At 42.9% G+C, this 24,861-nt stretch carries 22 protein-coding genes; 5 read left to right on the top strand and 17 right to left on the bottom strand.

Going from position 1 to position 24,861, the window contains the following annotated elements:
* Positions 1-93: 93 nt before the first annotated feature.
* Both CAG57_RS06775 and CAG57_RS06770 read right to left on the bottom strand, forming a co-directional pair.
* Positions 94-675, bottom strand: a complete 582-nt coding sequence (locus CAG57_RS06775) for an aminodeoxychorismate/anthranilate synthase component II (protein WP_099612296.1) — start codon at positions 673-675, stop codon at positions 94-96.
* Positions 676-686: 11 nt separating this feature from the next.
* Complete coding sequence (locus CAG57_RS06770) at positions 687-2,240, bottom strand: anthranilate synthase component 1 (RefSeq protein ID WP_161426784.1); 1,554 nt, start codon at positions 2,238-2,240, stop codon at positions 687-689.
* A gap of 339 nt (positions 2,241-2,579) precedes the next feature.
* On the opposite strand from CAG57_RS06770, the gene rnm reads away from it, so the two are divergent.
* The 3 genes from rnm to rluB all read left to right on the top strand — a co-directional run bounded on the left by rnm (position 2,580) and on the right by rluB (position 5,196).
* A complete protein-coding gene (gene rnm / locus CAG57_RS06760) occupies positions 2,580-3,452 on the top strand; it encodes an RNase RNM (RefSeq protein ID WP_161426783.1) in 873 nt (290 codons plus the stop codon).
* A gap of 2 nt (positions 3,453-3,454) precedes the next feature.
* Positions 3,455-4,075, top strand: a complete 621-nt coding sequence (locus CAG57_RS06755; protein WP_099612299.1) for an L-threonylcarbamoyladenylate synthase — start codon at positions 3,455-3,457, stop codon at positions 4,073-4,075.
* 119 nt (positions 4,076-4,194) lie between these two features.
* Complete coding sequence (gene rluB / locus CAG57_RS06750; RefSeq protein ID WP_099612300.1) at positions 4,195-5,196, top strand: 23S rRNA pseudouridine(2605) synthase RluB; 1,002 nt, start codon at positions 4,195-4,197, stop codon at positions 5,194-5,196.
* Positions 5,197-5,268: 72 nt separating this feature from the next.
* On the opposite strand, the gene CAG57_RS06745 is transcribed toward rluB, so the two are convergent.
* Positions 5,269-6,972 carry a hypothetical protein gene (locus CAG57_RS06745; protein WP_337247023.1) on the bottom strand — a complete coding sequence of 568 codons (1,704 nt, stop codon included), beginning with the start codon at positions 6,970-6,972 and terminating at the stop codon, positions 5,269-5,271.
* Between the two features lie 465 nt (positions 6,973-7,437).
* On the opposite strand from CAG57_RS06745, the gene CAG57_RS06740 reads away from it, so the two are divergent.
* Positions 7,438-8,610 (top strand): GGDEF domain-containing protein, encoded by a 1,173-nt coding sequence (locus tag CAG57_RS06740; protein ID WP_161430588.1) that lies wholly within the window; start codon positions 7,438-7,440, stop codon positions 8,608-8,610.
* A 79-nt stretch (positions 8,611-8,689) separates the two neighbouring features.
* Here the strand turns inward: CAG57_RS06740 and cydC are convergent, their stop codons facing one another.
* The 8 genes from cydC to CAG57_RS06700 all read right to left on the bottom strand — a co-directional run bounded on the left by cydC (position 8,690) and on the right by CAG57_RS06700 (position 18,527).
* A complete protein-coding gene (cydC, locus tag CAG57_RS06735) occupies positions 8,690-10,411 on the bottom strand; it encodes a heme ABC transporter ATP-binding protein/permease CydC (RefSeq protein WP_161427624.1) in 1,722 nt (573 codons plus the stop codon).
* The gene (gene cydD / locus CAG57_RS06730) at positions 10,404-12,191 is read right to left on the bottom strand and encodes a heme ABC transporter permease/ATP-binding protein CydD (protein ID WP_161427625.1); all 1,788 of its coding nucleotides are present in this window, start codon (positions 12,189-12,191) and stop codon (positions 10,404-10,406) included. Before cydD ends, cydC begins: the two co-directional genes overlap by 8 nt.
* Before the next feature lie 120 nt (positions 12,192-12,311).
* The gene (trxB, locus tag CAG57_RS06725; protein ID WP_161427626.1) at positions 12,312-13,271 is read right to left on the bottom strand and encodes a thioredoxin-disulfide reductase; all 960 of its coding nucleotides are present in this window, start codon (positions 13,269-13,271) and stop codon (positions 12,312-12,314) included.
* Between the two features lie 79 nt (positions 13,272-13,350).
* A complete protein-coding gene (locus tag CAG57_RS06720) occupies positions 13,351-14,694 on the bottom strand; it encodes an MATE family efflux transporter (RefSeq protein WP_161427627.1) in 1,344 nt (447 codons plus the stop codon).
* A gap of 106 nt (positions 14,695-14,800) precedes the next feature.
* Complete coding sequence (locus tag CAG57_RS06715; RefSeq protein ID WP_161427628.1) at positions 14,801-15,625, bottom strand: DUF2797 domain-containing protein; 825 nt, start codon at positions 15,623-15,625, stop codon at positions 14,801-14,803.
* A 68-nt stretch (positions 15,626-15,693) separates the two neighbouring features.
* A complete protein-coding gene (locus tag CAG57_RS06710; RefSeq protein WP_161427629.1) occupies positions 15,694-16,428 on the bottom strand; it encodes a SanA/YdcF family protein in 735 nt (244 codons plus the stop codon).
* Positions 16,401-16,724, bottom strand: a complete 324-nt coding sequence (locus CAG57_RS06705) for a DUF3392 domain-containing protein (RefSeq protein WP_161427630.1) — start codon at positions 16,722-16,724, stop codon at positions 16,401-16,403. Before CAG57_RS06705 ends, CAG57_RS06710 begins: the two co-directional genes overlap by 28 nt.
* A 114-nt stretch (positions 16,725-16,838) precedes the next feature.
* Positions 16,839-18,527: an NAD-dependent malic enzyme gene (locus tag CAG57_RS06700; protein WP_099612308.1), complete on the bottom strand. Its 1,689-nt coding sequence runs from the start codon at positions 18,525-18,527 to the stop codon at positions 16,839-16,841.
* A 643-nt stretch (positions 18,528-19,170) separates the two neighbouring features.
* Between CAG57_RS06700 and CAG57_RS06695 the strand changes: the two genes are divergently transcribed.
* Entirely contained in the window at positions 19,171-19,548 is a 378-nt protein-coding gene (locus tag CAG57_RS06695; RefSeq protein ID WP_170886952.1) for a transporter, read from the top strand.
* 134 nt (positions 19,549-19,682) lie between these two features.
* Here CAG57_RS06695 and CAG57_RS06690 read toward each other — a convergent pair whose 3' ends face one another.
* The 6 genes from CAG57_RS06690 to CAG57_RS06665 all read right to left on the bottom strand — a co-directional run bounded on the left by CAG57_RS06690 (position 19,683) and on the right by CAG57_RS06665 (position 24,745).
* A complete protein-coding gene (locus tag CAG57_RS06690; protein ID WP_161433658.1) occupies positions 19,683-20,786 on the bottom strand; it encodes a phosphoribosylaminoimidazolesuccinocarboxamide synthase in 1,104 nt (367 codons plus the stop codon).
* A 162-nt stretch (positions 20,787-20,948) separates the two neighbouring features.
* Positions 20,949-21,359 (bottom strand): hypothetical protein, encoded by a 411-nt coding sequence (locus CAG57_RS06685; protein WP_237665855.1) that lies wholly within the window; start codon positions 21,357-21,359, stop codon positions 20,949-20,951.
* 284 nt (positions 21,360-21,643) lie between these two features.
* Entirely contained in the window at positions 21,644-21,829 is a 186-nt protein-coding gene (locus CAG57_RS06680; RefSeq protein ID WP_099612311.1) for a hypothetical protein, read from the bottom strand.
* Between the two features lie 161 nt (positions 21,830-21,990).
* Positions 21,991-22,971 carry a J domain-containing protein gene (locus CAG57_RS06675; RefSeq protein WP_161427085.1) on the bottom strand — a complete coding sequence of 327 codons (981 nt, stop codon included), beginning with the start codon at positions 22,969-22,971 and terminating at the stop codon, positions 21,991-21,993.
* Between the two features lie 217 nt (positions 22,972-23,188).
* The gene (locus tag CAG57_RS06670; RefSeq protein ID WP_099612313.1) at positions 23,189-23,872 is read right to left on the bottom strand and encodes a DUF2786 domain-containing protein; all 684 of its coding nucleotides are present in this window, start codon (positions 23,870-23,872) and stop codon (positions 23,189-23,191) included.
* A 189-nt stretch (positions 23,873-24,061) separates the two neighbouring features.
* Positions 24,062-24,745 (bottom strand): DUF3334 family protein, encoded by a 684-nt coding sequence (locus CAG57_RS06665; RefSeq protein WP_161428253.1) that lies wholly within the window; start codon positions 24,743-24,745, stop codon positions 24,062-24,064.
* Between the last annotated feature and the right edge of the window lie 116 nt (positions 24,746-24,861).

Genomic DNA, 24,861 nt, shown 5'->3' with positions numbered 1-24,861 from the left:
ATTTCTCCGTATCCTTGAAGACCCACATTTAAAATGATTGATAAAGAGCGGGTAAAAATAGTACCTATCGACGGTTTATTGTCCTGCGACGGTTTATTGTCCTAAAACCCAATTAATGGCATTTTTTAATAAAGTGGCTCCTTGCGTGGTCATAATGGACTCGGGATGAAACTGGAATCCGCACACTTTGTCTTGTTCATGGACGACAGACATCACTAAGCCATCGACTTGTGCGGTGACGGTTAAACACTCGGGCACTTGAGTGGCCACTAATGAATGATAACGAGCAATCGCCAATGGTGATGCTAAACCTTGATAAATAGGGTGTTGATGATGCTTCATCATGGAAACTTTACCATGGACAATCTCATCGGCTCCGCTAACGATACCGCCGTAGGCTTCTACTATCGCTTGATGACCGAGGCAGATGCCGATCATGGGTACTTTTCCTTTCAAGCGTTGAAGAATGTTGGGCATGGCTCCTGCCTGAGAGGGGGCTCCTGGGCCCGGAGATAATACCAGTACCGGATTATCAAACTGTTGGATAGCCTGCTCGATAACGGTAGCCGCGATATGATTCCGATAAATGGTCACTTGGTGCCCGAGTGAACGAAATTGGTCGACCAAGTTATAGGTAAAGGAGTCAAAGTTATCGATAAATATGATATTTGCCATGATCGCTATCCTTATTCTTGGTGCGCGGATTGAATAGCAGAAATAACGGCTTGCGCTTTTCCGCGAGTTTCATCGGCTTCCGACTGTGGGTCAGAATCATAAACGACACCGGCCCCCGCTTGAACATGAGCCATGCCGTTCTCGACATACGCTGAGCGGATGACAATGCAGGTATCTAAATCGCCTTCCCCAGTCAGGTAACCGACAGCTCCTCCGTAGCTACCTCGACGTTCTTTTTCGACGTCTCGAATCAGTTGCATTGCCCGAATTTTTGGTGCTCCGGTTAAGGTGCCCATATTCATGCAGGCTTGATAAGCGTGTAGCGCATCAAGATCATCACGCAGCTGACCGACAACACGAGAAACCAAATGCATCACATGGCTATATCGATCCACTTTTAGTAAATCGGCCACATGGCGAGTGCCTGCTTTGGCTATCCGCGCAACATCATTACGAGCCAAATCGACTAGCATCATATGTTCGGCGTTTTCTTTCTTATCGCAGCGTAGTTCCAGTTCAATTCGACTATCTAAATCATAATCGATTGAGCCATCAGCCCGCTTTCCTCGAGGTCGAGTGCCAGCAATCGGATAAATTTCAATTTGGTTAGTCTGTGTTTCATATTTGAGTGCGCTTTCAGGCGATGCACCAAATAACGTAAAATGTTCATCTTGCATATAGAACATATAAGGGCTTGGATTACTTTCTTTTAATCGTTGATAAGCAGCTAACGGTGAAGGACAGGGCAAAGTGAAACGGCGTGAAGGGACAACCTGAAAAATATCGCCTTGTACCACATACTGTTTGAGATCTTCGACTAAGTGACAAAAATCGTTATCACTGATATTGGTGGCCACCTCTATTTGTGTCAGTGTTTGTGCAACAGGTTGAGCTAACGATTGACTCGCTTGTTGTTTAATTTGGTTGAGACGCTGCTGCAGCGCAGTACACGTCTCGGTATTTGTTGTAAAGGTGGTGGCTTGCAATTGGCAGGTGGCTTGTTGGTGATCGACTACCATCAGTGTTTCTGCCACATAAAAAACGTAATCAGGGCAGTGATTGATGGCTTTCGCTTCACCTAATGGTTCAAAATTCGCCACTAAGTCATAGGCAAATAATCCACCGAGAAAGATGGCATGTTTATCTTGTTGGGTGAGGTCAAAACTATGCTGAACCAGCCGAAGGGCATCAAAGGAAGAAGCCTCACGCAATCGAGAATCTTCATCAAGCGTATTGCAAGGGGCACAAAAGGATAAAATCAGTGAATCTTCTTGCTGCTGAGCGGTGACCGACTCATTGAGGTGCTCGATCAGCACTTGAATTAAGTCACGACCATTGTCGCTCAGGGCTTTAAATGTGACTTCATGGCCAATGCACGTTATGCGTACTGCGGTATCAATCAGTAACAAACTTTTGAGATTTTGTTTGGAGTTGATCTCTGCTGATTCCAGCAGTAAGCAGTCTGTTTTCCCTTCACATAAAGCGTGAAAAAGTGCGGTGGGATCTTGTGTATAGTCCAGCGCTTGCTTGATAACGTGGATCGGTGCTGGTTTTTGTCTGCTCATGGTCTTGTTCACAAGACCTCCTTGTCTATTCAATACGGTGACGTTTTAGGGGCGATTTACCGCGTGTCGTTTGTTTTGATTGTGCGAACAAAAAGCCCGCTGTGGGAGCGGGCTTTATCAATGCGTTGTTTAACTAACAGTACACATCAGCCCGCCAGGTATGAACCCAGATACGCCATCCATTCAGTTCAGTATTGACTGATCTGAAATTAGATTTAGGGTTTGAGTTAAATTCTTGTAACATAGCAAGCCTTAGCACGGTACTCTTGTATTTGTGTACTAGTTAACTAGTGCGAGAGAGAAAAGTCAAGCCTTAATAATAGACAAAATGAAAAAATGATGAAAATTGACCTACACAGTCACACAACGGCATCGGATGGACGCTTTGAGCCTAACAAATTGATTGATCGTGCACTGGAATTCAACATTGATGTGTTGGCGATTACTGATCATGATACGGTAGATGCTTTGGCTCCCGCTCATGCGTACATTGAAGCGGGTCAATATCCGATTACCTTGATTAACGGTATTGAGTTTTCAACCGTTTGGCAAAATAAAGACATCCATATCGTTGGGCTGAATATTGACCCTGAGCATGTGGCATTAACGACATTAATTGAAAAGCAAAAGCAGCGGCGTATTTATCGAGCTGAGTTAATAGCGGAACGACTCGCCAAAGCCACTCGCCCTGGAGTATTGGAAGAAGTGCAGGCGATTGCTGGCGATGCACCGATAACGCGTGCTCATTTTGCTAAATGGTTAGTGGATGAAGGCTATGTAAAAACCATGCAGCAAGTCTTTAAAAAATATTTAACCCGTAATAACCCAGGTTATGTTCCTCCCACTTGGTGTTCGATGGCTGACGCGATAGAAGCCATTCATGCCGCTGGTGGGCAGGCGGTTTTAGCGCATCCGGGCCGATATGACTTGACGGCGAAATGGCTTAAGCGCTTAATTAATGCATTTGTTGAAGCTGGTGGCGATGCGATGGAAGTCGCTCAACCGCAACAAGCTCCACAAGAGAAGCGTACCCTCGGTGATTACGCGATACAGTATAATCTACTCGCTTCGCAAGGCAGTGATTTCCATTACCCCTCTCCGTGGATGGAGTTAGGACGAAATCTCTGGTTGCCCGCAGGCGTTGAACCGGTTTGGAAAGATTGGAAGCATCTTCCAGACCTTAGAGTCGAGAGACTCGATAATGAGGAATAAGAATGAGTCAATTTTTTTATGTTCATCCTGAAAACCCACAAGCTCGTTTGATCAATCAAGCGGTAGCCATTATTCGCAACGGTGGGGTTGTGGTTTATCCAACCGATTCTGGTTATGCACTGGGTTGTCAGTTAGAAAATAAACAGGCTTTAGAGCGTATTTGCCAAATTCGTCGTTTAGATGATAAGCACAATTTCACCCTATTATGCCGTGATTTATCTGAGCTTTCATTGTATGCCCGAGTGGATAATACGGCTTTTCGTCTGCTGAAAAATAATACTCCGGGGCCATATACCTTTATTTTTAAAGGAACCAAAGAAGTGCCGCGTCGGCTAATGAATGCAAAACGTAAAACGATTGGTATTCGAGTGCCAGACAATAAAATTGCGCTAGACTTACTGGAAGCCTTGGGTGAACCTTTGATGTCTACCTCGTTGATCTTACCCGGTAAAGAAACAACGGAAGCGGATCCTGAAGAAATTCGTGATCGTTTAGAGCATGTCGTCGACGTGATTTTAAATGGCGGTTATTTAGGGGAACAGCCCACAACAGTGATTGATTTTAGTGAAGATGAGATGCGAGTGACCCGCTTGGGTGCGGGAGATCCGACACCATTTGAGTAAAGGTGATGATGGATAAAACGGATGCTTTTCTTCTGGTTATTTGCGATAATGCGCGACCGCGATTTTAACGTCGCATATTGTCATTCGACGTCTGAGAAGACGACATCATAGGTAGATAAATGAGCGAAAAGTTACAAAAGGTTTTAGCACGTGCTGGTCATGGTTCTCGTCGAGAGCTTGAAGCTCTGATCCGAGCTGGACGTGTAAGTGTTAATGGCAAGGTAGCTGTTCTGGGCGAGCGCCTAGACGATGAAAATGCAGTTGTGCGTATCGACGGGCATGTGGTTTCAGCCAAAGCACAAGAAGAGGTTATTTGCCGAGTGCTAGCGTATTATAAACCCGAAGGAGAGCTCTGTACTCGCCATGACCCAGAAGGTCGTCGTACGGTTTTTGATCGCCTGCCAAAAATTCGCGGTTCTCGTTGGATTTCAGTAGGGCGCTTGGATGCAAACACCTCCGGCTTACTGCTATTTACGACGGATGGTGAGTTGGCGAATCGTTTAATGCATCCCAGCCGTCAGGTTGAACGTGAATACTTAGTCCGTGTGTTCGGCGAAATTAACGAAGAAAAAGTCCGCAATTTAGTTCGAGGTGTGCAGCTTGAAGACGGTTTAGCCCGTTTTGAAGATGTTGTCTATGCGGGCGGTGAAGGTATGAACCATACCTTTTACGTGGTAATTAATGAAGGACGTAACCGTGAAGTTCGCCGCTTATGGGAATCTCAAGATACCACAGTCAGCCGTTTGAAACGTGTTCGTTATGGCGATATTTTCTTGGATAAAAAACTGCCTCGTGGCGGTTGGATGGAGCTTGATCTCAAGCAAGTGAATTATTTGCGTGAATTGGTTGAATTACGCCCTGAGCGAGAAAGTATGCTTGACCAATCTAAAGACAACACTTCTCGTAAGCGTGAGCGCTCTCGTAGCCAGAAAATTCGTCGGGCGGTTCGTCGTCATGAAGAACGCGTAACAACAGGTTCAACTAAACCTAAAACCCGTATCACAAACGGAACGACAACTAGTAAAACACCTGCCAATGCTCGTCGTAAACCGGCTTCTAGTACGCGAAACCGTGGTGTCGAGCAAGGTGGCCGCTCTCAAGGTGGCAAAGCTCATCGCTAAGTGCTTTATTATTTGAATGCCAATAAAAACCCCGAGCATGCTCGGGGTTTTTATTGGGAGATAAAACAGTGACTATTTCTTCGTTTTTACGTTATGGTCATAGCCTAAAACAAAACCATGATCATTTACATCAAAAGTAATTTGAGAAACGGCATTGCTGTTTAACCCTGCACTAATATCTTCTGGTACTTCTTCACCTTGCATCTCTGCCACTAATTCCATTAATTCCAATACGCGTGGTGCGTTCACTGCAAATTGGAATAAGCCTTGTGCCTCTAGTGACGATGCCAACACACTTTGCGAGTTTGTTGATGACCGTTCACCTGCATAAAGCGCAAGATGCTTGTCATTTAAGCGTGCAAAGAGTGGTGTAGAAACGCCTGTTTCTGATTTGAGTAATGCAGAAAGATCAACCGGATTACCATTTGGTTGAATGGTTAACTGTGCGAGTTGAGGGATAAACATCTGAGCTGTTTGGAGCAGCGCTATAGGATTCTCCGCGGATAAGGTAAATAGAAAATCGAGTTTTTCAAACTGGGGAGAATAAGGTTTTTGCAGATCCAGAGCGACATCATTTAAGGTGAAATGCATTCCCTTCATGCCACTGACCATGCTTGAGCCCATACTTAGCATCGCCGCTGGGTTTTCTGAACCCATTTCTTGTTGCATTTCGGCTAAAAAATCGCACTGATAGGTGGGTTGTTGGATATCTTGCCAAATGGTATTGATTGCTGGCGCTAATTTAGCAACATCTAACCCGAATCCGAATTCAAAGATGCTGTCTTGAGCCGACATTTTAGGCATAAATCCGCGTATCGATTGGATTGCATTAATAATGACTTTATTGGTGCTCTCAAGCACAATCTGTCCGTCAAGATTCACTTGATCATTTTTAGCTTGATAATGAGTCAATGCAACGGTTCTTGGCCAGTGGCTGGCGATAGTTGCAAATTCACTTTGGCAATTCGGTTCACGTAACTCTTCGATAAAAGGTTCTGGATTGTATTCTTGCAGGATATCGACTTGTCGAGCAAGTAAGTTACTTGCTGGTTGGGTAAAACCTTTAATGATCTCTTGGTGATCTAAATATCCGTAGCTACTGTATTGCTTACCGTATTTACGTTGTAGTCCAGAAAGAATATCGCTGTCAGCAAAAGCCTTTTGTGGTTTTTCAACCCCTAATGCTAACTTAAGTGGATTTGCTTCTTTAAGTAAAGGAAAATCAAGCGTAAAGGTAGCCACATTGTCATGAACCGCGATGACTAGATTAATCTCTTCGCCATTTTCATCGCTTAGTCTATAGCGACGATAATCAATATTGCCCAATTTAGTTGCTTGATGAGTTGCACCCGTGGCTTGTTCTGTTTGATCGATGGTATTCCAGAATGCGGCAGTATCTTCTAACTGTATTTTATAAACAGGGATCATACCTAACGTATAAAAAACCGGTTTTACTTTATCTGGCGTACCTGAATATGCTTTAAAGGTTTTTTTATCGACAGCACTTTGTAAATAGCCATCTAAATAAGCGACCATGAAATCTTGTTCTGCAGTCAGGTCGAAATCGGCGAATAAATCATACAAACTTTGTTGGGATTTCCCCATGGTATTGACGTATTCAAAATGGTCGTACGCTTCTGTTTGCATAACAACCAAAGGGGAATCGGCAGGGATTGACCCTAACAATGCATCAGTTGAAGTATCTGAACCTGTTGTGTAGTAATAACCACCAACCGCGGCGACAGCGACAGCTGAGGCAAGTAATAATTTTTTCACTAGCAACTCCGTTGTTTATCTCTGAGTCTGATCCTGTATTGAGTGACAGAAAAAGAGTATTTGTTGTCATTTCATAAAGAGTATACCGATTATCATCTATGTCACAATAATAGGTATAGGGCAAGTATCATATATAAATTGGCAACGAGTTCAATGTGTTATTTCTCTTCCTAACGGAATTATCGTGGGTTTGTTATATTTACCTACTTTAGTCACAGAATTAGGTTCTATTGATCGTGATGAAATAAGGGGCGACTTGCTGCAAGCTTTTTAATTGGATGGCGATTCGCGCAAACTTAGCTGTGTAACAATTTCGCTGTGTAACAATATGGTTACCATAACTATAATAAGATGCCAATGGATTGATAATTCTTATTCATGCTAGCTTTTTATTGATGATATGATTGATACTGTTATCATCGGATGGGATCTTATGATTGACTTAAAAACCAGTGAAGCCTCTATATGATCGAACTTGATTCACCCACCTTGCTGATCACTCAGGCCATGATTCAGTGGTTATTAGCAATATTATTGATGATTGAAAGAGGCAAAGAGCCAGGGATAAAATACTGGATTGCATCACTACTTCTGCATGGATTAGCGAATTTTCTTCTTTATATGCGTCCATTGCTTCATCCTTTTGGTGCGATTATTTTTTATAATGCCTGTGTTACGATCGCCTTTTCATTTGGCCATTTTGCTTTCGGAAGGATTTTTTTTACAAAAATCCCTGTGTGGCAACTTGTGCTTCCTTTTGTGATTACAACACTATTGATGAGCGTGTATATAGACGATATTGCTACTCGTGTGACTTATGCAAGCCTTGTGGTTAGTGCCCAATTATTTTTTATTACCTACACTCTTTACCTCAGTCAGGATTTTGGTGATGCACACTTAAAAAAATGGTTAATGTGTACCATGGGGCTATTTGGTTTAGGGTTTCTTATGCGGGCATTCTTGTCATATTGGTATCCGGATTTTTGTACCCAATTGCATGGAACAAGCTTTATCCAAGCTTCTTTTATCATGGTGGGTATAATCTATAGTGTACTCAGTACGCTAATCATTTTGCTCGTGAAGTTAGAGCGCTTGAATAATGAGCTCTTTATTCAAGCGTCTCGTGACAGCTTAACCGGTCTATTTAATCGTCGAGCTTTTTTTAGTCAGGCAGATCAATTATTAAAAAACGAGAGTTTCCCCATTAGTATTGCCATGATAGATGTCGATGATTTTAAAAAAGTCAATGATAAATATGGGCACGCAATGGGGGACACAGTTTTAAAATTGTGTGCTAAGTCATTTCAAAGAGTGATTCGTCAGCGAGGTGTCATCGGACGGCTTGGTGGGGAAGAGTTTGTTGTCATGTTACCCGAAATGGATGCCAATCAAGCGAAACAGTTTGCAGAGGCATTACGGTTATCTATCCAACAGACACTATTTGCTCCTAACATTACCGTTTCAGTGAGTATCGGTGTTACGACAACAAAAAAACATGTCGGAATTGACAGCTTATTACATCGAGCGGATGAAGCTTTATATCGTGCGAAATTTTTAGGAAAAAACCAAGTGATTTACTCAGATAAGGCGGAAGAATTTAAATCGGTAAAGCAACATCATTCCTTGACAGTGGAATAACATTGAGAGAATGTCGTTTCCTTCAATAGATCCTAGCTCTCGGCAATGTTTTCTTGCCGAGAGCTTATCGATGAAAGGATTATAAGGTTTGATATAGCTGGTAGTAACGAGCTTTTTGGGCAAGTAGCGTGGCATGATCCCCTTGTTCTACAATTTCTCCCTGATCAATTAAACAAATGGTGTCCATTGATTCTAGATCGACCAATCGATGGGTAATAAAAATCACCGTTTTATGGGCAAACTGTGTTTGTAATAGCGTCATAATCTGCTGCTCGGTTTGCTTGTCTAAACCTTCTGTGGGTTCATCAAGCAGTAAGATTGGACCATCATGCAATAATGCTCTCGCGATTCCGATACGTCGCTTTTCGCCACCAGATAACTGGCGGCCACCATCACCGAGCCAAGTGTTTAAACCCTGACCATCAAGTAATTTATTTAAACCTACATCGATAAGTGTTTGACAAAGTTCATCTTCTTGAGCATGAGGTTTCGCTAATGCTAGATTGTCGCGTAGGCTACCATTGAGAATATCAACTCGTTGGCTAACGACACTTATTGCAGAGCGTAAGTCACTTTCTTGCCACGCTTGTAGAGGGGTGCCACCAAGGGTGATTTGACCTTGTTGTACGTCCCAATAACGGCATAACAACTGAATTAAGGTCGATTTCCCAGAACCAGTTTGGCCAACAATGGCTACTTTGTTTCCTGTTGGGATCGCGAGGTTAATCTGGTTTAACACCGTTTGTGAGCTGTCTGGATAATGAAAACAAGCATGATCAAAATAAATATCAAATTGTCCCGAATGGACGGTGGGTTGTTCGGTAAAGGAGACTTCTGGCTCACTAAGGAGAATTTCGTTTAATCGTCGAGCAGAGGTTAATGTTTGTCCTAAATGTTGAAAAGCTCCGGCAATTGGCATAAGGAGTTCAACGCTAGCCATAGTGGCAAAAGCGATGAGAGCGACCATTGGATCAGGGGCTTGCCCGTTGATACCATCGGCCGCTAGCCAGAGCATGAGAACTAAAACCCAACCATTGACAAGCAGTAAAAAAGCTTGCGCTAGACCGGTAAAATGAGCATTAATTTTTTGGTTGTACAGCAACTTATCTTGCGCGATAAAAATAGCTTTTCGATAGTGAGCTTCAGCACCAAAAATGACTAACTCACTGTAACCTTGTAGCCAGTCTAACGTGGCAATTCTCAGGTGGGCCTTATGCTCGGTTAATGCTTGACCATTGCGTTTACCGAGCCAGTAAAAAAGAGGAGGCCAAGTGAGTAAGATAAGAAGTAAAATACCGCCGAGGGTTAGTCCTAAAGTGGCATCAAACCAACAGAGTAAAGCGGTTAAGCCAGCGATACCGAGTATTCCGACCGTAAGTGGACTAATAAGGCGCAAGTAAACATGATCCATGGCATCAATGTCTGCGACTAAACGGTTTAATAAGTCCGCATCTCGTAGGCTAGATAGCCGACCAGGTACGAGCGGTGCTAGTTTTTGGAAAAAAAACACCCGCAAATCGGTTAATAATTTAAAGGTTGCGTTATGGCTAACGACGCGTTCACCCCAACGTCCAGCCGTACGCCCCATCGCAAAGCCACGAACAAAGGCTCCGGGTAGCATATAGTTAAATGTCTCCCGAGCTATCGTGAGTCCAGCAACGGCTGCGGCAGATAAAAACCACCCAGATAGCGTCAACAAACCGATAGATGCAAAAAGAGTGAGAAAGGCCAACAACATCCCGAGAGATAAACTAAACCAATGTTTTTTATACAGTTTTAGGTAGGGTAGTAAATCACGCATCTAAATTCCCCTTATCCGCGGCTTTTCTGGTTTGGTTTGCGGTTAGCATTGTGGCAAACAGCCCTGGTTGTTCACTAAGTTGAGTAAAACTTCCTACTTGTACGATATGCCCATCTTGCATGACTAATATTTGATCAACTGAGCGAAGTGGTTCAAGTTGATGGGTGACGAGTAGTGCGGTCTTATTGGCAATTTGTTGATCTAAGCTGTGCATCACTAATCGTTCACTTTTGGCATCTAAACTAGCGGTTGGCTCATCAAGTAACCAGAACATGCCATTTTGTAACATAGCTCTGGCTAAAGCGAGACGTTGTGCTTGGCCAACGGACAATCCTCCAGAGCGATCATTGATTACATAATCCAACCCATGATGATCCACAAACTCACGAGCAAAAGCCTCTTCAAGTACCGTTTGCAATTGCTGGTCATCAATCTCGGCCTTTCCCAGAGTGACGTTGTCACGGATGCTACCGTGGACCAAAAGCGGATTTTGCCCAACCCAACTGATCATCGCTCGCCAGCAATGATGATCGCATTGATTTAGTTCAATCCCATTGATGGTGAGGCTTCCTTGGTAAGGCATAAAACCGAGAATCGCATTCACTAAGCTGGTTTTACCAGCGCCACTCGGCCCGACTAATGCCGTGGTTTGCCCTCTGGATAAGGTAAAAGAAACGGGGCCAACCAACGGATGCCCCTCTGGGCTAAATACGCATAGATCTTGCGCAATAATCTCAATCGACTCTTGGTGATTGAGTATCTGATGACCTGAATGTACTTTCTCAATATCAATGGCTAAAAAATCCGCAATACTTTCGGCCGCAGCCACCGCTTGTTGCTTAGCATGGTAGAAGGTACCGAGATCGCGCAGCGGCTGATAAAATTCAGGAGCGAGAATTAATATAAATAAGCCAGCAAAGAGCGTCACACCTGTGCCATAGTGACCAAAATTCAATTCACCAATAAAACTAAATCCAAAATAGACCGCGGTGATAGCAATAGAAATCGAAGTGAAAAACTCTAATACCGCAGAGGATAAGAAAGCGATGCGTAATACATCCATGGTTCGTTTACGAAAAACTTCTGATGCGCCACGCATTTTTTCCGTTTCTGCTTGAGTGCGATCAAACAGCCGGATCGTTGTCATTGATTGTAAACGGTCATAAAAGTGACCAGATAAACGTTGCAGAGCCTTAAAGTTTTTACGGCTGGCATCTGCGGCTTTAATTCCAACGAGAGCCATAAAGAGTGGCACTAAAGGGGCGGTTATCAGGAAAATTAATCCAGCCGCCCAGTTTAGCGGAAAGACGACGACTAAAATAATCAATGGGATCAACACGGCGAGTGACATTTGAGGCAGGTAACGAGCGAAAAAGTCGTGCATATCTTCAACTTGCTCTAACGTTAATGTTGCCCAAGCGCCTGCGGGCTTGCCCTTAATATAAGCTGGCCCTAAGGAGCGTAACTTCTCAAAAATAAGCTGCCGGATGTAGGTTCGAACCTCTTTCCCGGCGTGAAAACCGGCCATTTCTCTGCCCCATGAGCAGATCGATCGTAACGCGATTGTTGCCATCAGTCCGATAAATTGAGGAATGAGCGTGTACTTGTCTACTTGTTCAATAATCAACTGATGAAGAATCGTGGCGATGAGGGCGGCTTGAACGAGCAAAAATAAGCTAGATATGATACCGAGCCCAATGGCAAGCATGAGCCAGCGCTTGGCGAGCTTGCTTTGCTGTTTGAGCCACATATTGAGACTGCGTTGCTTTTTCTTATCCATTTTAAAGGCTTATTGATAATTATTATTGGAACGGAAGGTCGTTAGTATACAAAAGAAAACCCAGCGGATATACCGCTGGGTTGGGGCGTTGTTGGTCAACAAGACATAATTTATTGTGCTTTATTGATTATTTAGGCTATCGAGATAGCGTTCTGCATCTAGAGCGGCCATACAGCCTGTTCCTGCTGAAGTAATCGCCTGACGATAGTTATGATCCATCACATCACCTGCAGCAAAAATACCTGCTACGCTGGTTTGAGTCGCATTACCGTCAAGGCCAGATTGCACCCAGATATAACCTTCTTGCATTTTTAATTGGCCGTTAAAAATATCGGTATTAGGTTGGTGGCCAATGGCGATAAAAACGCCCATCACGGCTAGCTCTTCACAGGTGCCAGAACGTGTATCTTTTAAGCGTACGCCAGTAACGCCCATATCATCGCCAAGTACTTCTTCTAATGTACGTTCGGTATGCAAGATAATATTGCCGCTTGCGACTTTTTCCATCAGGCGATCGATCAATATTTTTTCTGAACGAAAACTGTCACGACGATGAATTAGATGGACTTCTGCGGCAATATTGGAGAGGTAAAGCGCTTCCTCAACCGCGGTGTTACCACCGCCCACAACGGCGACTTTTTGATTACGGTAGAAGAATCCATCACAGGTAGCACAAGCAGAAACGCCTCGTCCCTTGAACGCTTCTTCTGATGCTAAACCGAGGTATTTTGCTGAAGCTCCGGTCGAAATAATTAAGGCATCACAAGTATATTGGTAGCTATCACCTTTGAGACGAAAAGGGCGCTGAGAAAAGTCGACTTGGTGAATATGGTCAAAGACAATTTCCGTCTCAAATCGCTTGGCATGTGCTTCCATACGTTCCATTAAATCGGGGCCGGTTAGTCCTTCGGCATCTCCCGGCCAGTTTTCGACTTCTGTGGTGGTTGTGAGCTGACCGCCTTGTTGCATTCCAGTAACGAGTACAGGGTTCAGATTTGCGCGTGCAGCATAGACGGCGGCAGTATAGCCAGCTGGACCTGAGCCTAAGATAAGAAGTTTACAGTGTTTCACGTCGCTCATGATGACTCCGCTATTGAATGCTGAAAAAGTTAATCGATTGTAGAAAATATTGTTGATAATGAAAAGCTATTACAGCAAGTTATTGTTCTTGAGTTGAATGGTCGAGTGCTTGCCACTGCTTAAGGAGCATATAACTGACCACCAATGAGAGGCAAATATTAGACAAGGGTACGGCGAGCCACATACCATTCAGTCCCCAAAATTTAGGTAACACCAATAAAAATGGGATTTGAATGAGCATATTACTCATGGTGATAAAAGTGGCTTTGTTACCTAATCCAAGTGACTGAAACCATGTGGCGGTTAAAATAAGGAAACCATCCAAAAACATCGCGCACAGAAAGAGCCGCATAGCCCAGGTTGTGGTCGTGAGTAAGGTTTGATCGTCTTGTGCAATAAAAAATTGCGCAAAAAATTCGGGCGACCACTGAATGGCCAACACAAATAGAATGCCACTACCTAATGTAAACAGGCAGGCAATTTTATAGGAGGCTTTGACACGGTTTTTTAAGTTGGCACCATAATAGAAACTGCTTAAAGGTTGCATGCCTCCCGCTGTCCCTTCGGCCATTAAGTAATAGAAAGTAATTAAGTATCCCGCGATACTATAGGCAGCAACATGAATGGCTTGCCCATAATGCAGCAGTAGCATGTTATGTAATACAATTGAAAAACTGATATAAAGGTACATCAACATACTCGATAATCCGGTTTTGAGAATGTCGATGATGGGTTGAATTTTCCAACTAAAGGTCGACCAAGATAATGGTAAGTGGCTACGGCGACTGAGTAAGTAGCTAAGGCAGATCATGACAGAACTCAATTCACCCAAGAGGGTTGCAAAAGCCGCTCCTTGCAGCCCTAATTGAAAATAGCCAATAAACAGCGCATCGAGTGCGATATTACCGAGAGCGCCTATGGCCATCGCGATGGTCGCTAAGCGTGGTGCGCCAGCATTACGGACTAATAGTGGCAGGGCGATGCTACCCAAGACCACGGGAGCGCCAATCATCATCCAGTAAAGATAACGAGTCCCTTGTGTATAAGCGCCACCTTCGGCTCCTTGTAAATGCAAAAAGTTGGGACTCAAAAAATGTAGTAACAAGCCCAGTGGCAGTCCAATTACTAATAATAGTAGTAAGGCATGCATCAAATAACCATTAGCTTGCAGGCGCTGCCCTGCTCCCATTTTTAGTGACGCGTGAGCACCGGCCCCCATGCCTACCATCATTCCAAACGCAAGTAAAACTCCCACAAATGGCCAAGCGAGGCTAATAGCCGCAAGGCCATCGCCTCCGATAAAATGGCCAACAAAGATACCATCGACAATTTGATAGGTGCCACTGACCATGAGTGCAGCAATAGACGGTAAGGTATAATGCCAAAAAGCTTTTGCTACAGATGATTGTTGTAAATTTATCATGCTATCTCTCATTAAATTTTGTTGTATGTGAGGCCATGTGGGGCCGTTTCATCTCACTCAAAATTTAAGCATTGTTTGATGGTTAATGATCGAGCTTACCCGTTGGTTAAGCACTCACTTCTACTTCATAAGAGGTAAACTTTCGGATATTGATAACTCCAGTATCAAACATCAAATATTGACCTTTGATTCCTTGCAAACGGCCAGTGATGAGCGGCTGTTTATCAAAATTATGTGATATTATTTTCTCTGGGTGTTGCTGAACAGGATACTCAATATCCGTTATGGTGTGATAAATTTCCGTTACCGCATCCTTACCAAACTGTTGCTTAATGTTGGTAACCGTGTCAGCTAAGAGCGGTTTGAGTGTTTCTGCTTGTTCAAGTAAGGGAAGAGGTTTCCCTTCTTTTTTTAATAAAGTCCGCCAGTTGGTTTTATCGGCGATATGCTTGGCAAGTTCGATTTCAATCAATCCGGAAATATGGCGGTTTTTCACTTGGTAGATAGCCAACCCTTGTGTTGCTCCTTGGTCAATCCAACGTGTCGGAATTTGGTTGTGGCGGGTAATGCCCACTTTTAAGCTCGAAGTATTTGCAAGGTAAACATAGTGGTCAACCATGCAATGAGTCTGTGCCCATTCCGGCTCTCGGCAAGTACCTTGATCAAAATGGCACGTTTCTGGTTTCATGATGCACATGTCACAACTGGCTAGTTTTTTCATACAAAGAAAACAATGGCCTTGTGAATAACTTTTTTTGGTTTTCTTTCCGCAGGCACAGCAATAAATATGACCTGTATGCTGTAGGGTCAGTGTTTTACCAATTAAGGGATTGAGATCGATAAGGTGTTCGCCAACCGGGAGTTGATATTGAACTTGAGGATTAAGGTGGGTGCGCATTTTATTTAATACGCCTCGAACAGTGAAAGACATGATATGACTCATTAGGTTAATGGATGGTTTTTATTAGCTTGGCTCAATGGGGGTTAGGATTAAAAAAATTAATCCGGCATAGGCGCTGTAGTGGTTTTGTCTAACTTTATAGGCTCTTTAGGGCCTAAAAACTTAGGTTGAGTATCAAATAGATAAAGATCTAAAAAAGCTTTCGTTCTGGCAAAAACTTCTCGCAGACGCACTTTAAAGCCAGAATAGTGGGTTGGGCCAGGAACCGCAAGACAGGTTGCGTTAATGTGATGGTGTTTAGCAATAAATAGGGCTCGTTCGCAGTGAAAGCGTTGAGTGATGATCAAAAAATCATCCGTTTCAAAAATACGCTTAGCGCGCACAATCGAATCGAGTGTCCTAAATCCAGCATAATCAAGATAGATGGCTTCATCCGGTACACCAGCTTTGAGTAGATCTCGTTTCATTGTCCACGGTTCGTTATAAGAACGGTGTGCATTATCACCACTGAGTAAAAAATGGGTCACTTTTTGCTGTTGATACAGTGCAATCGCCGTCTCGATTCGGTGGCGATAATAATCATTAAGGGTTCGGCCAAGATATTTACTGGTGCCGAGTACTACAGCGACCTCAAAATGAGGTAATTGCTGAGTATCATTGATGATCTGAGTATCCGCTTGCCAACTGATCCAGCGATCAAGCGTCAAAATCACAATCACAAATACTAAGCTTAGTAAGGCCAGCATCGTAGCGCCGGTGCGTAATTTTGAACCGATTCTAAGTCGGCGGCACAATTGGATAAGTGCTAAATTTGACGGTTTTTTTGTGCCCATAGGCCTATCACAATAAAGCTGATGATAACAAGACTAAACATCATGCCTCGCTCTAAATGAGACAATGTCCGAGCTAAGTAAGGGCTAGCTTTTACAATGAGTAAGCCGTAACCAAATGCATTGAGTGCGATAAAGGCTAATGTTCGCACAATAAAGTGTTGGTTAAGCATCACTCGACGTAGGATTGCATTAATTTCACCTCCCAACATAACCAGAAAACAGGCAATGAATGCCATCGAGATTTCAGCAAGGTATGGGGCGATATAGTGTCCAGCTGGGGCAAAAAAACTCAGCATATTGATCCTCTAGTTACAAAAGCCCCAGAAACGGGGCTTATCGCAAACAATCTTAAGGTTGAGTGATGCGCTCTATGTCACCTCACTCAAATATTCAACCGCTCGTGAATCTGATTAAAAAGCAGTACGTTTATAGCGACGATAGGAAGGCTGCCAGAAATGTTGCTCGATGGCAATCTCTAAAGCTTCATCCGTCATTTCTAAAGCAACGCCTTGTTCAATGGCCTTTTTCGCGACGGCAACCGCGATTTTTTTCGAGACTGAATGAATCGACTCTAACGGAGGTAGCAACGGCCCATGACCATGGATGGCGAGTGGGGAGCAGCGTGCGAGGGCGCGGCTTGATTCCATTAACATTTCATCGGTCACACGTTTTGCTCCAACAGCCAGAACACCCAAGCCTATTCCTGGAAAGATATAACTATTGTTGCACTGTGCGATGGGATAGGTTTTTCCGTCATGCAATACCGGATCAAATGGGCTGCCAGTGGCAACCAATGCTTCACCATTGGTCCAGCGAATAATATCGGAAGGTGTCGCTTCTACCCGGCTGGTTGGGTTTGACAGTGGGAAGACAATCGGGCGAGGGCAATGAGCATGCATGGCTTTGATGATGTCTTCACTAAACAGGCCTGGTGCGCCGGACACGCCAACGAGGACGGTGGGTTTGGCTTGCTGAACGACATCAAGTAACGAATAGCCGTTGCCTTCCGATTTCCATTTCTTGGTATTGGATTTTTTCTGCACTAGGCGTTGTTGGAAGTCGAGTAAATTAGGCATCCCTTCTTCTAATAATCCCCAACGGTCGACCATATAAACTTGAGAGCGAGCTTGCGTATCATCAATCCCTTCAGAAACCATTTGAGCAATGATCGCTTCGGCAATACCACAGCCTGCTGAGCCTGCACCTAAGAAGGTAATGCGTTGTTCAGACAATTTACTCCCCGCCGCTTTACATGCCGCAAGAAGTGAACCGACGGTAATGGCTGCTGTTCCTTGAATATCATCATTAAAGCAGCAAATACGGTTTTTATAACGTTCGAGTAAAGGCATGGCATTTTTTTGCGCAAAGTCTTCAAATTGAACTAAGGCTTCAGGCCAACGACGTTGTACGGCTTGAATAAAGTCTTCCACAAAATTGTCGTATTCAATGCCGGTAATGCGTGGATGACGCCAGCCCATGTACATAGGATCTGCCAGACGCTGTGGATTATTTGTGCCAACATCTAATACGATGGGCAGTGTATAGGCTGGGCTGATCCCACCACACGCGGTATAAAGGGATAACTTACCGATGGGAATGCCCATGCCACCAATCCCTTGGTCACCAAGCCCTAAAATACGTTCACCGTCAGTAACCACGATCACTTTAACATTATGATTGGCTGCATTATTTAGTAGATCATCAATCCGATCACGATTGGCATAGGAAATAAACAGCCCACGCCCGCGCCGATAAATATTAGAAAAGTTTTCACATGCTGCGCCTACCGTTGGCGTATAGATAATCGGCATCATTTCTGAAATATGATTCTGGACTAAACGATAAAATAAGGTTTCGTTAGTATCTTGGATATTACGTAGATAGATGTGCTTATCCATATCGCTTTCAAAGCTGCAGTATTGTTGATAAGCACGCACCACTTGCTCTTGGATCGTTTCTGTTGATTCTGGTAATAAACCTTCCAAGTTAAAAGAAGCCCGTTCTTCTGCACTAAAAGCGCTACCTTTGTTTAATAGAGGAGTACTAAGCAGGGCTGGGCCTGCATAAGGAATATAAAGCGGACGTTTATCGTTATTCATTTTTGGCCTATGTAGGGTAGATGGGAACAAGGAACTCAAAAATGATAACGGCTGATCGACTCGCTTGTAAATAGACAAGAGCTAACCTTCGATTGATTATGTTAATTCCGGCTAATAACCACTAAGGAAGTAATAAAAAGGACGAAAAATAACGCATTTTCCGTTATTATTAGCCTCTTTTTGTGCGACATTCTTGTGACTCAGTCTGATCTCCCGATCCAACCGCTACGTGACGATTTTTTATCCGCAGAGCACAGCGAAAAAAAGCTTTAGGCAATGGCGATTTACAACTCTCAGTGGAGTACCATCTTAAGCGTAAGTGGGTTTATGTTATCTACCAAAGTGGGTTACGGAAAATGGTACTAAAACGTAGGGAATTACCGCATTGGGAACGCTACCGAGCGCAATTTAAAAAGTAAGTCGAGTGGTTGATATTGTATAAATTTCTTTCATCAACGAAAATATTAATCAACCAGACACATATTGAGGTGAATTTGTACACGGCTTGTTACTGTATTGGTTTTTATATTCCGCTTAGATTCAATTTATAAGCATAGAAGATTGTTTTTATATATCACATTGATATATAAGCAAGTCTGCATAATAGTAAGGAGGTTAGGATACTATTGAGATCGAGGCAGATATGGACCCATCACAACGCATCGCTGTAGTGTTTGATTACACCAATTTTTTAGGTGTATCTTGTCGTAAAAAATGGACCTTTTCAGAAGCTTTATTATCCTTTTCCCCAATCTTTGGTACGGTTTGGCAAGATACCGTCAAACTCAGCCAAACTCAGGAAGAGCGGCTATGGGAGATGGCGTTACGGCGTTTATCTACTCGTAGAAGTGACGAAACCAACTTAATTACGTTACTTAAATTGGCCAAATTAGAAGGGATTGAAGAGCTAAAATTGGTTATGCCCTATGCACTTGAGCCGGAGCAAATCACTTTGATTCAAGAAAAAAGTGCCGCTCAGATTCAAGCGTTAGAGAGAGATGAATTTATGATTACTTTATAAGGGTATTGCATGTGAACCGTATTCTCGATTCAAATAAAAATCGCCAGCTTAAGCCAAACGGTATTCAATAGGGTGAAATTACTTATTACGGTCATTTCACCCAGTTTCCTTGTTTCACCTTATTGGGTGTGGCATTAGTCAATTAATCCATATTGATCGCGTAAAATATCGATAATTTCTTGCTTAGGATTTGTACTTAATTCAATAGGATGCCCTACAATTTTTTCTGCGATACCAAGATAGACATGAGAGATAGCCATGAAAGCCTCCAGTGGGAGCGCGTTATCACGAGCAAGTGCTTCCCGTTCTGGCATCCGCTCTTTGTTTAATAAAATATCGGGATCTGAAAAATAGTTGAGTAAGAATTGACGAAAGCCCTCTTTAGAGTTTTCGACAATTTTTCCAGATTGGTAGTGGTATTCATCCCAAATTCGCGATGAGTCGGGGGTTCCTACTTCATCCATGTAAATCAATTTTTCTTGTCCATGAACATCAGTGACATAGCCAAATTCAAACTTAGTATCAACAAAGATTTGTCCAATTTCTTTTAATGCATGGCTAATGGCAGTAAAGCCTTGTTTTAAAAGGTTTTCATAGAGATTAATATCAGATGCTTGGTTAAAGTTGAAGGCGGCAAAATTTGCTTCAATGTCTTGCCGTGTCACATTAACATCATCCGCTTCTGGTACGCCGGGAATGCCTTTTAAAATCCCTTTCGTGGAAGGGGTAATCAACAACTCGGGTAGCGCGGTATCTTTTTTTAACCCCTCAGGTAAAGCGATACCACAGAATTCTCGTCCCCCTTTTTCATAGGCTCGCCACATGGAGCCGGTAATATATTGACGGCAAATCGCTTCAATTTTGATCGGTTTGGCTTTTTGAACGATCCACACCAATGGATGAGGAATGTCGACAATGTGGCTATCAGCCAAACCTTGCTGCTTAAACAGGTTAAACCAATGATTTGAAATGGCATTTAGAGCTGCTCCCTTGCCGGGAACACCATGAACGCCTCCCTCCGCATGCCAAATGCAGTCAAAAGCGGATATCCGATCACTGATGACCATAATAGCTAGAGGGGCATCTTCAGCAATGGGGTAGCCCTTTTGCTGAATCAGACGTTTACTATCTTGTTCCGTTAGCCAGTAAACAGAGCGAACTTTACCGCTATGAACGGGGTGATGGGTACGAATGGGGAGGTCGTCATTGACGGCAAGAACTTGATCAGCAAGGCTCATTGAGACATTCCTATCTGGGTTAAACGTCGTAGAGAAAAGAAAGCAGTCGGCATCAGGACAACTGCCTTGGTCACAGAGCGCATCATACCAGAATTATTGATGTTCGCCAGAAAAAAGCAAACGATTGCTTTGGTTGCTGTCTCTTTCCGGTATGTTGCGATTTTAATGGAAGGCGCGTGTCGATGAGGTTAGGAAAAAAACCTCACATTGATGCTCGGCTGCCATATGTGCCAGTAGTTTTTGACTGATGAGATCAATATCGCCAGAGGCAACAATAGCGCTTGCATTGTTTGATTGAATCGCTTTCATCACGATTTCAATTTCAGATCGGGTCTGAGAGGCTTTTAAGTGGATAATTTTTTCACATTGGATTTGATAAGCCGCTAATTGATGATATTGGGGACGAGGGCATTGCGCAGTATAAAAAATCCATTGTTTTTGTTGTGACAGTTTAGCCAATCGCATCATGACTCTATCGTTTATTCCACCATAAACGGCAGATGGTGTTGGGTAAGAGGCCGTTGAAGCATTTCCACCAATCATAAGAGAGGGGACGAAATTAGTGTTGAGCATAATACTGTCCTTTAATACATGCTGTATGTTTATACAGTATTATGAATTGTTATCTGGATCAAGCCATGCGTCGCTATCTTATCCATTCTAAAATGGCTTTTGGAGTAAGTATTTTTCTTTATTCTATTGATAAATAAGGCAGGTTATTTTTTGTCGTAAAGAGAGAAGAAAATCTTATTTTGTGATCAAGTAGAAATTTCTCGTGTGGGGGTATCGATCTGTCGTTATTTACATGCCAGTAAATATCGGAGCTTGCAGTACAAAAAAACGCCATGTGGCGCTTTTTATATCTGTTGTGTTGCTCGCCGTTGCTGCTGGGCAATTTCAGCTAAATTAAATAGCCGTACATCCATTCGTGCTAAATCATGACAACGGTGGCAAGCATAATGGGCTTTTCCATCAATATATTCATGTTTGGTCAGTAATCCTAGTTGCTTACACCAGTCACACATGCCTTCGCTATTAAACATTTTCCCACCTTGATCATCTTGTTTTTTTATCGCGGCGTATTATCACATAAAAGCAGCATTAAGTTAACTTTTTGTTATTTTATTGCGACAAGAATCGGTCGGATTACAAAATTAATTCAAAGAAACGGGAGGATTAAACAAGTTTAGTACCTGACCTGTATTTATTTGTTGGTTTTTTGTAGTATTAGTTTGAGTGATTCGTTAAGTTTTTGCATTTCAGCATTGCTGCCTTGTGAGTCTGGGTGATAAATTTTTGAAAGTTGCTTATAGCGTGCTTTAATCATACGTTCATTCGGGAGTTGGTCTGGATTAAAGCCAAACAAGGCACAGGCGAGTTTCCATTGTTGTTCGCCATCTTTCTGCTGACGACGAGAAAGCTCTCGATAAAGCTTATTTAATTGCTGTTTTTGTTGCTGGATCATTTGAGCTTGTCCACGTAATTGCTGATGTAATTGTTCTATTTGGTTACTCGGAAGTGTGCTAGATAAGCGCAAATCAGGTTTCAGTAAAAAAGACCATGACAGCGTCGCAGCAATAATTATCAGTAGTAAGCCAATGATCAGCGGATAAGTCTTTGATGAATTAGCAGGGCTACGTTGTGAGATATCAGGAGTTGGTAATGTTTGTAAGCCTGAATCGACGTTTGCTTGCTCTAATGCGTTAATATTGGCAATCTGTTTTGCTCGTTGCCGGTTGAATTTCTTTTGTAAAATCAAAGAATAATGACGTTCGGCTTCAGGGTCGCGATCGGCAACGCTATAGAGCCAAAGTTCCGCCATTGTTAATGCTTCAGGGAAAGGAACATCCCGTTGGTACATTTCACCAATGGTCATGGCAGCTTGAGTATTGCCTAAATTTGCTAACTTAATCAGCCAACGTAGTGCTTGCGCTGTGTGCATTGGCTGATGAGTATCAGCTAAATAGTGATCAGCTAATTGCTCCATCGCTGATGTGTCTCCTTGCTGCGCGGCTTGCTCTAGCTGATAGAGATTATCTGGTGTTGTGTGGTGCTCGACGCTGGTGTGTGAGGTGTATTGCGTAGGTTGGGTGTTACTTTGTCTTGTTTGGCTTTGCCATAATTGCACTTGGTTAGCGTGGCTGAGAGAGGGAATCAGCATCAGTAATATGAGGAGTTGTGACATCAACGGTTTCATTTGATACCCTTGCGACTTGAAGCTACAGTGATTTTGGTGACCTTAGCTGATTATAGAATTTTTTAGCCTATTATTTCCTATAGGGTAGTGAGAATAGCAAAAAGCCCAAATAGGGCTTTGTGAATGAGATTAAGTCACTTACTTGAGTGAGCTGTTTTAGTGCGTCATCGTATCAGCGGCTAATGTCTAGAACTCATAAACCCGATTACTTTAATAACTTCGGTGTTTGTGCACCGTCGATGGGGCGATTTACGGATACTTTTCGTCCTTTTTTTAATCCCACTTCATAGTCAGCCGTTAGATTTTTCATAGCCTCTTTGAGCTGCTGTTTAAAGGTTTCTCTATCAATATTTTGAAATTCTTTATCAATATAATTATTAATTTTATTGGTTGAGTCTTCATCAGGCGTGATGGTCGGTAGTTTTTCTAAAGCGCCTTCAACCCAACCTGATAGAAATGAGTTAACTCGACGCGAGACTTCACTGGTGGGAGTTCCACTGCCTGCGAAACTGTTACGAAATTGTCCCGTTTGTTCATTCATTTCACGGTAGATAATGTCAAAAGCAAAGGCGGCAAAGATGGCACGATCGGCTTCACCAATAAATTCAACCCGCTTTAAGCCTTTGTGATTAAGTAATACCGCCTCGACGCCAAATTTAGTATTGATGCCTCGAATCACACGCAGAATTCCAGCGCTAATAGAGGCGGGGAGTAAGTGGGTTGATTGTGTTTTCCCCATTTTAATAAACTCAATATCGTCTTTATCTAGACCATACTTGAGCATAAGCCGATGAGCCATCTTGATAGCATTCGCGGCTTCATTCACATTAGCTGAATTGCCTAATTCAAGGCATTTGGCAATTTTCTTTAAGGCTTTTTGTTTATCCATCGAGTTATAAAAACGGTTCCATGGCGTTGAGAAAAGTCAGACATTTTACCGTTTTTATTGCAGAAATTAAAGCACAGTAGGCCAGACATATACTGACTCAACTGTTATTTATGCAAGAAGAGGGGAGTGAGCGATAGTCATATGATGAAAAGGACAACCGCTCATGATTATCTAACGATGTTGAGCCTATTATAGGCCGAGTTCATCGAGCAAATCGGAAGCCAAGTCTGCATTAGGCGTTTCGTTTTTTTTCGGTTCGGATGACATTTTTTGCCGAGTTGCCTCTAGGATGGAATCCGGGCTTTCATCATCTTGTACCTCAAATTCTTCTAATTGAATAAATTCCGTTTTATCCATAGCAAGTTCTAAATAAAAAATATGGTTATTTTCAGTAGAGAATGTAACACGACGAGCTTGTGGTCGGTCGAGATTAGTGTCTACCGATAAGATAACTTGCTTATTTAATGACAACATTTTGGGCTGATTTTGAGTAATATTGGTTTGTAGTTCTTTACGCACCTTGTTAGTGAAATCACCCACTAACTGGTTCATTAATTCGCCTAACACATCTCCCACTTCATCGGATGTGTGTAACACGGCAAGTTCTTCCTCGGGTATGCCCATATTTCGCATATATTGAGAATATACTTCCAAGGCGGCTTTGGCGGTAAAGTTAATCACGACTAAACCTGAAAACCCGCCATCAAATAAGACAAAACAGCCAAAATCTGGTTTGAGTGAGGTTTTGCTAATCTTCTGTACCATTGCAGAATAGGTGATATGGGTATCTGTCGCAGCTGACAGCACCGAAGAAACGGATTGGCAAAGTTTTAGTAAGATGTCTTCTGTGGTAACAATTTTATTCTTTTTCATAACTACACCCGTAGAGACTCATTTTTAGCGGAAATGGGATGATCCTTTTCCTCGTTTAGTAGGTAGTAAGCAGCCAGATAGCTGCGCACATTTTATAATCATAGCGTTTATGTCTG

The organism is Vibrio sp. V30_P3S12P165 (assembly GCF_009904905.1).
Classification (GTDB): domain Bacteria; phylum Pseudomonadota; class Gammaproteobacteria; order Enterobacterales; family Vibrionaceae; genus Vibrio; species Vibrio fujianensis.
The sequence above is the reverse complement of the archived record's forward strand: the minus strand, read 5'-3'. Positions and strand labels throughout refer to the sequence as shown.

Bases quoted from the DNA above. Each gene is read 5' to 3' on its own strand.
- cydD (WP_161427625.1), bottom strand. From the start codon at position 12,191: ATGGATAAGAAAAAGCAACGCAGTCTCAATATGTGGCTCAAACAGCAA.
- CAG57_RS06700 (WP_099612308.1), bottom strand. From the start codon at position 18,527: ATGAATAACGATAAACGTCCGCTTTATATTCCTTATGCAGGCCCAGCC.
- CAG57_RS06715 (WP_161427628.1), bottom strand. From the start codon at position 15,625: ATGTCTTTCACTGTTCGAGGCGTATTAAATAAAATGCGCACCCACCTT.
- CAG57_RS06675 (WP_161427085.1), bottom strand. From the start codon at position 22,971: ATGTCACAACTCCTCATATTACTGATGCTGATTCCCTCTCTCAGCCAC.
- CAG57_RS06665 (WP_161428253.1), bottom strand. From the start codon at position 24,745: ATGAAAAAGAATAAAATTGTTACCACAGAAGACATCTTACTAAAACTT.
- CAG57_RS06670 (WP_099612313.1), bottom strand. From the start codon at position 23,872: ATGGATAAACAAAAAGCCTTAAAGAAAATTGCCAAATGCCTTGAATTA.
- CAG57_RS06680 (WP_099612311.1), bottom strand. From the start codon at position 21,829: ATGTTTAATAGCGAAGGCATGTGTGACTGGTGTAAGCAACTAGGATTA.
- CAG57_RS06690 (WP_161433658.1), bottom strand. From the start codon at position 20,786: ATGAGCCTTGCTGATCAAGTTCTTGCCGTCAATGACGACCTCCCCATT.
- CAG57_RS06775 (WP_099612296.1), bottom strand. From the start codon at position 675: ATGGCAAATATCATATTTATCGATAACTTTGACTCCTTTACCTATAAC.
- CAG57_RS06720 (WP_161427627.1), bottom strand. From the start codon at position 14,694: ATGATAAATTTACAACAATCATCTGTAGCAAAAGCTTTTTGGCATTAT.
- CAG57_RS06685 (WP_237665855.1), bottom strand. From the start codon at position 21,359: ATGCTCAACACTAATTTCGTCCCCTCTCTTATGATTGGTGGAAATGCT.
- CAG57_RS06695 (WP_170886952.1), top strand. From the start codon at position 19,171: ATGGACCCATCACAACGCATCGCTGTAGTGTTTGATTACACCAATTTT.
- rluB (WP_099612300.1), top strand. From the start codon at position 4,195: ATGAGCGAAAAGTTACAAAAGGTTTTAGCACGTGCTGGTCATGGTTCT.
- CAG57_RS06710 (WP_161427629.1), bottom strand. From the start codon at position 16,428: ATGGGCACAAAAAAACCGTCAAATTTAGCACTTATCCAATTGTGCCGC.
- CAG57_RS06755 (WP_099612299.1), top strand. From the start codon at position 3,455: ATGAGTCAATTTTTTTATGTTCATCCTGAAAACCCACAAGCTCGTTTG.
- cydC (WP_161427624.1), bottom strand. From the start codon at position 10,411: ATGCGTGATTTACTACCCTACCTAAAACTGTATAAAAAACATTGGTTT.
- CAG57_RS06705 (WP_161427630.1), bottom strand. From the start codon at position 16,724: ATGCTGAGTTTTTTTGCCCCAGCTGGACACTATATCGCCCCATACCTT.
- rnm (WP_161426783.1), top strand. From the start codon at position 2,580: ATGAAAATTGACCTACACAGTCACACAACGGCATCGGATGGACGCTTT.
- CAG57_RS06740 (WP_161430588.1), top strand. From the start codon at position 7,438: ATGATCGAACTTGATTCACCCACCTTGCTGATCACTCAGGCCATGATT.
- CAG57_RS06770 (WP_161426784.1), bottom strand. From the start codon at position 2,240: ATGAGCAGACAAAAACCAGCACCGATCCACGTTATCAAGCAAGCGCTG.
- trxB (WP_161427626.1), bottom strand. From the start codon at position 13,271: ATGAGCGACGTGAAACACTGTAAACTTCTTATCTTAGGCTCAGGTCCA.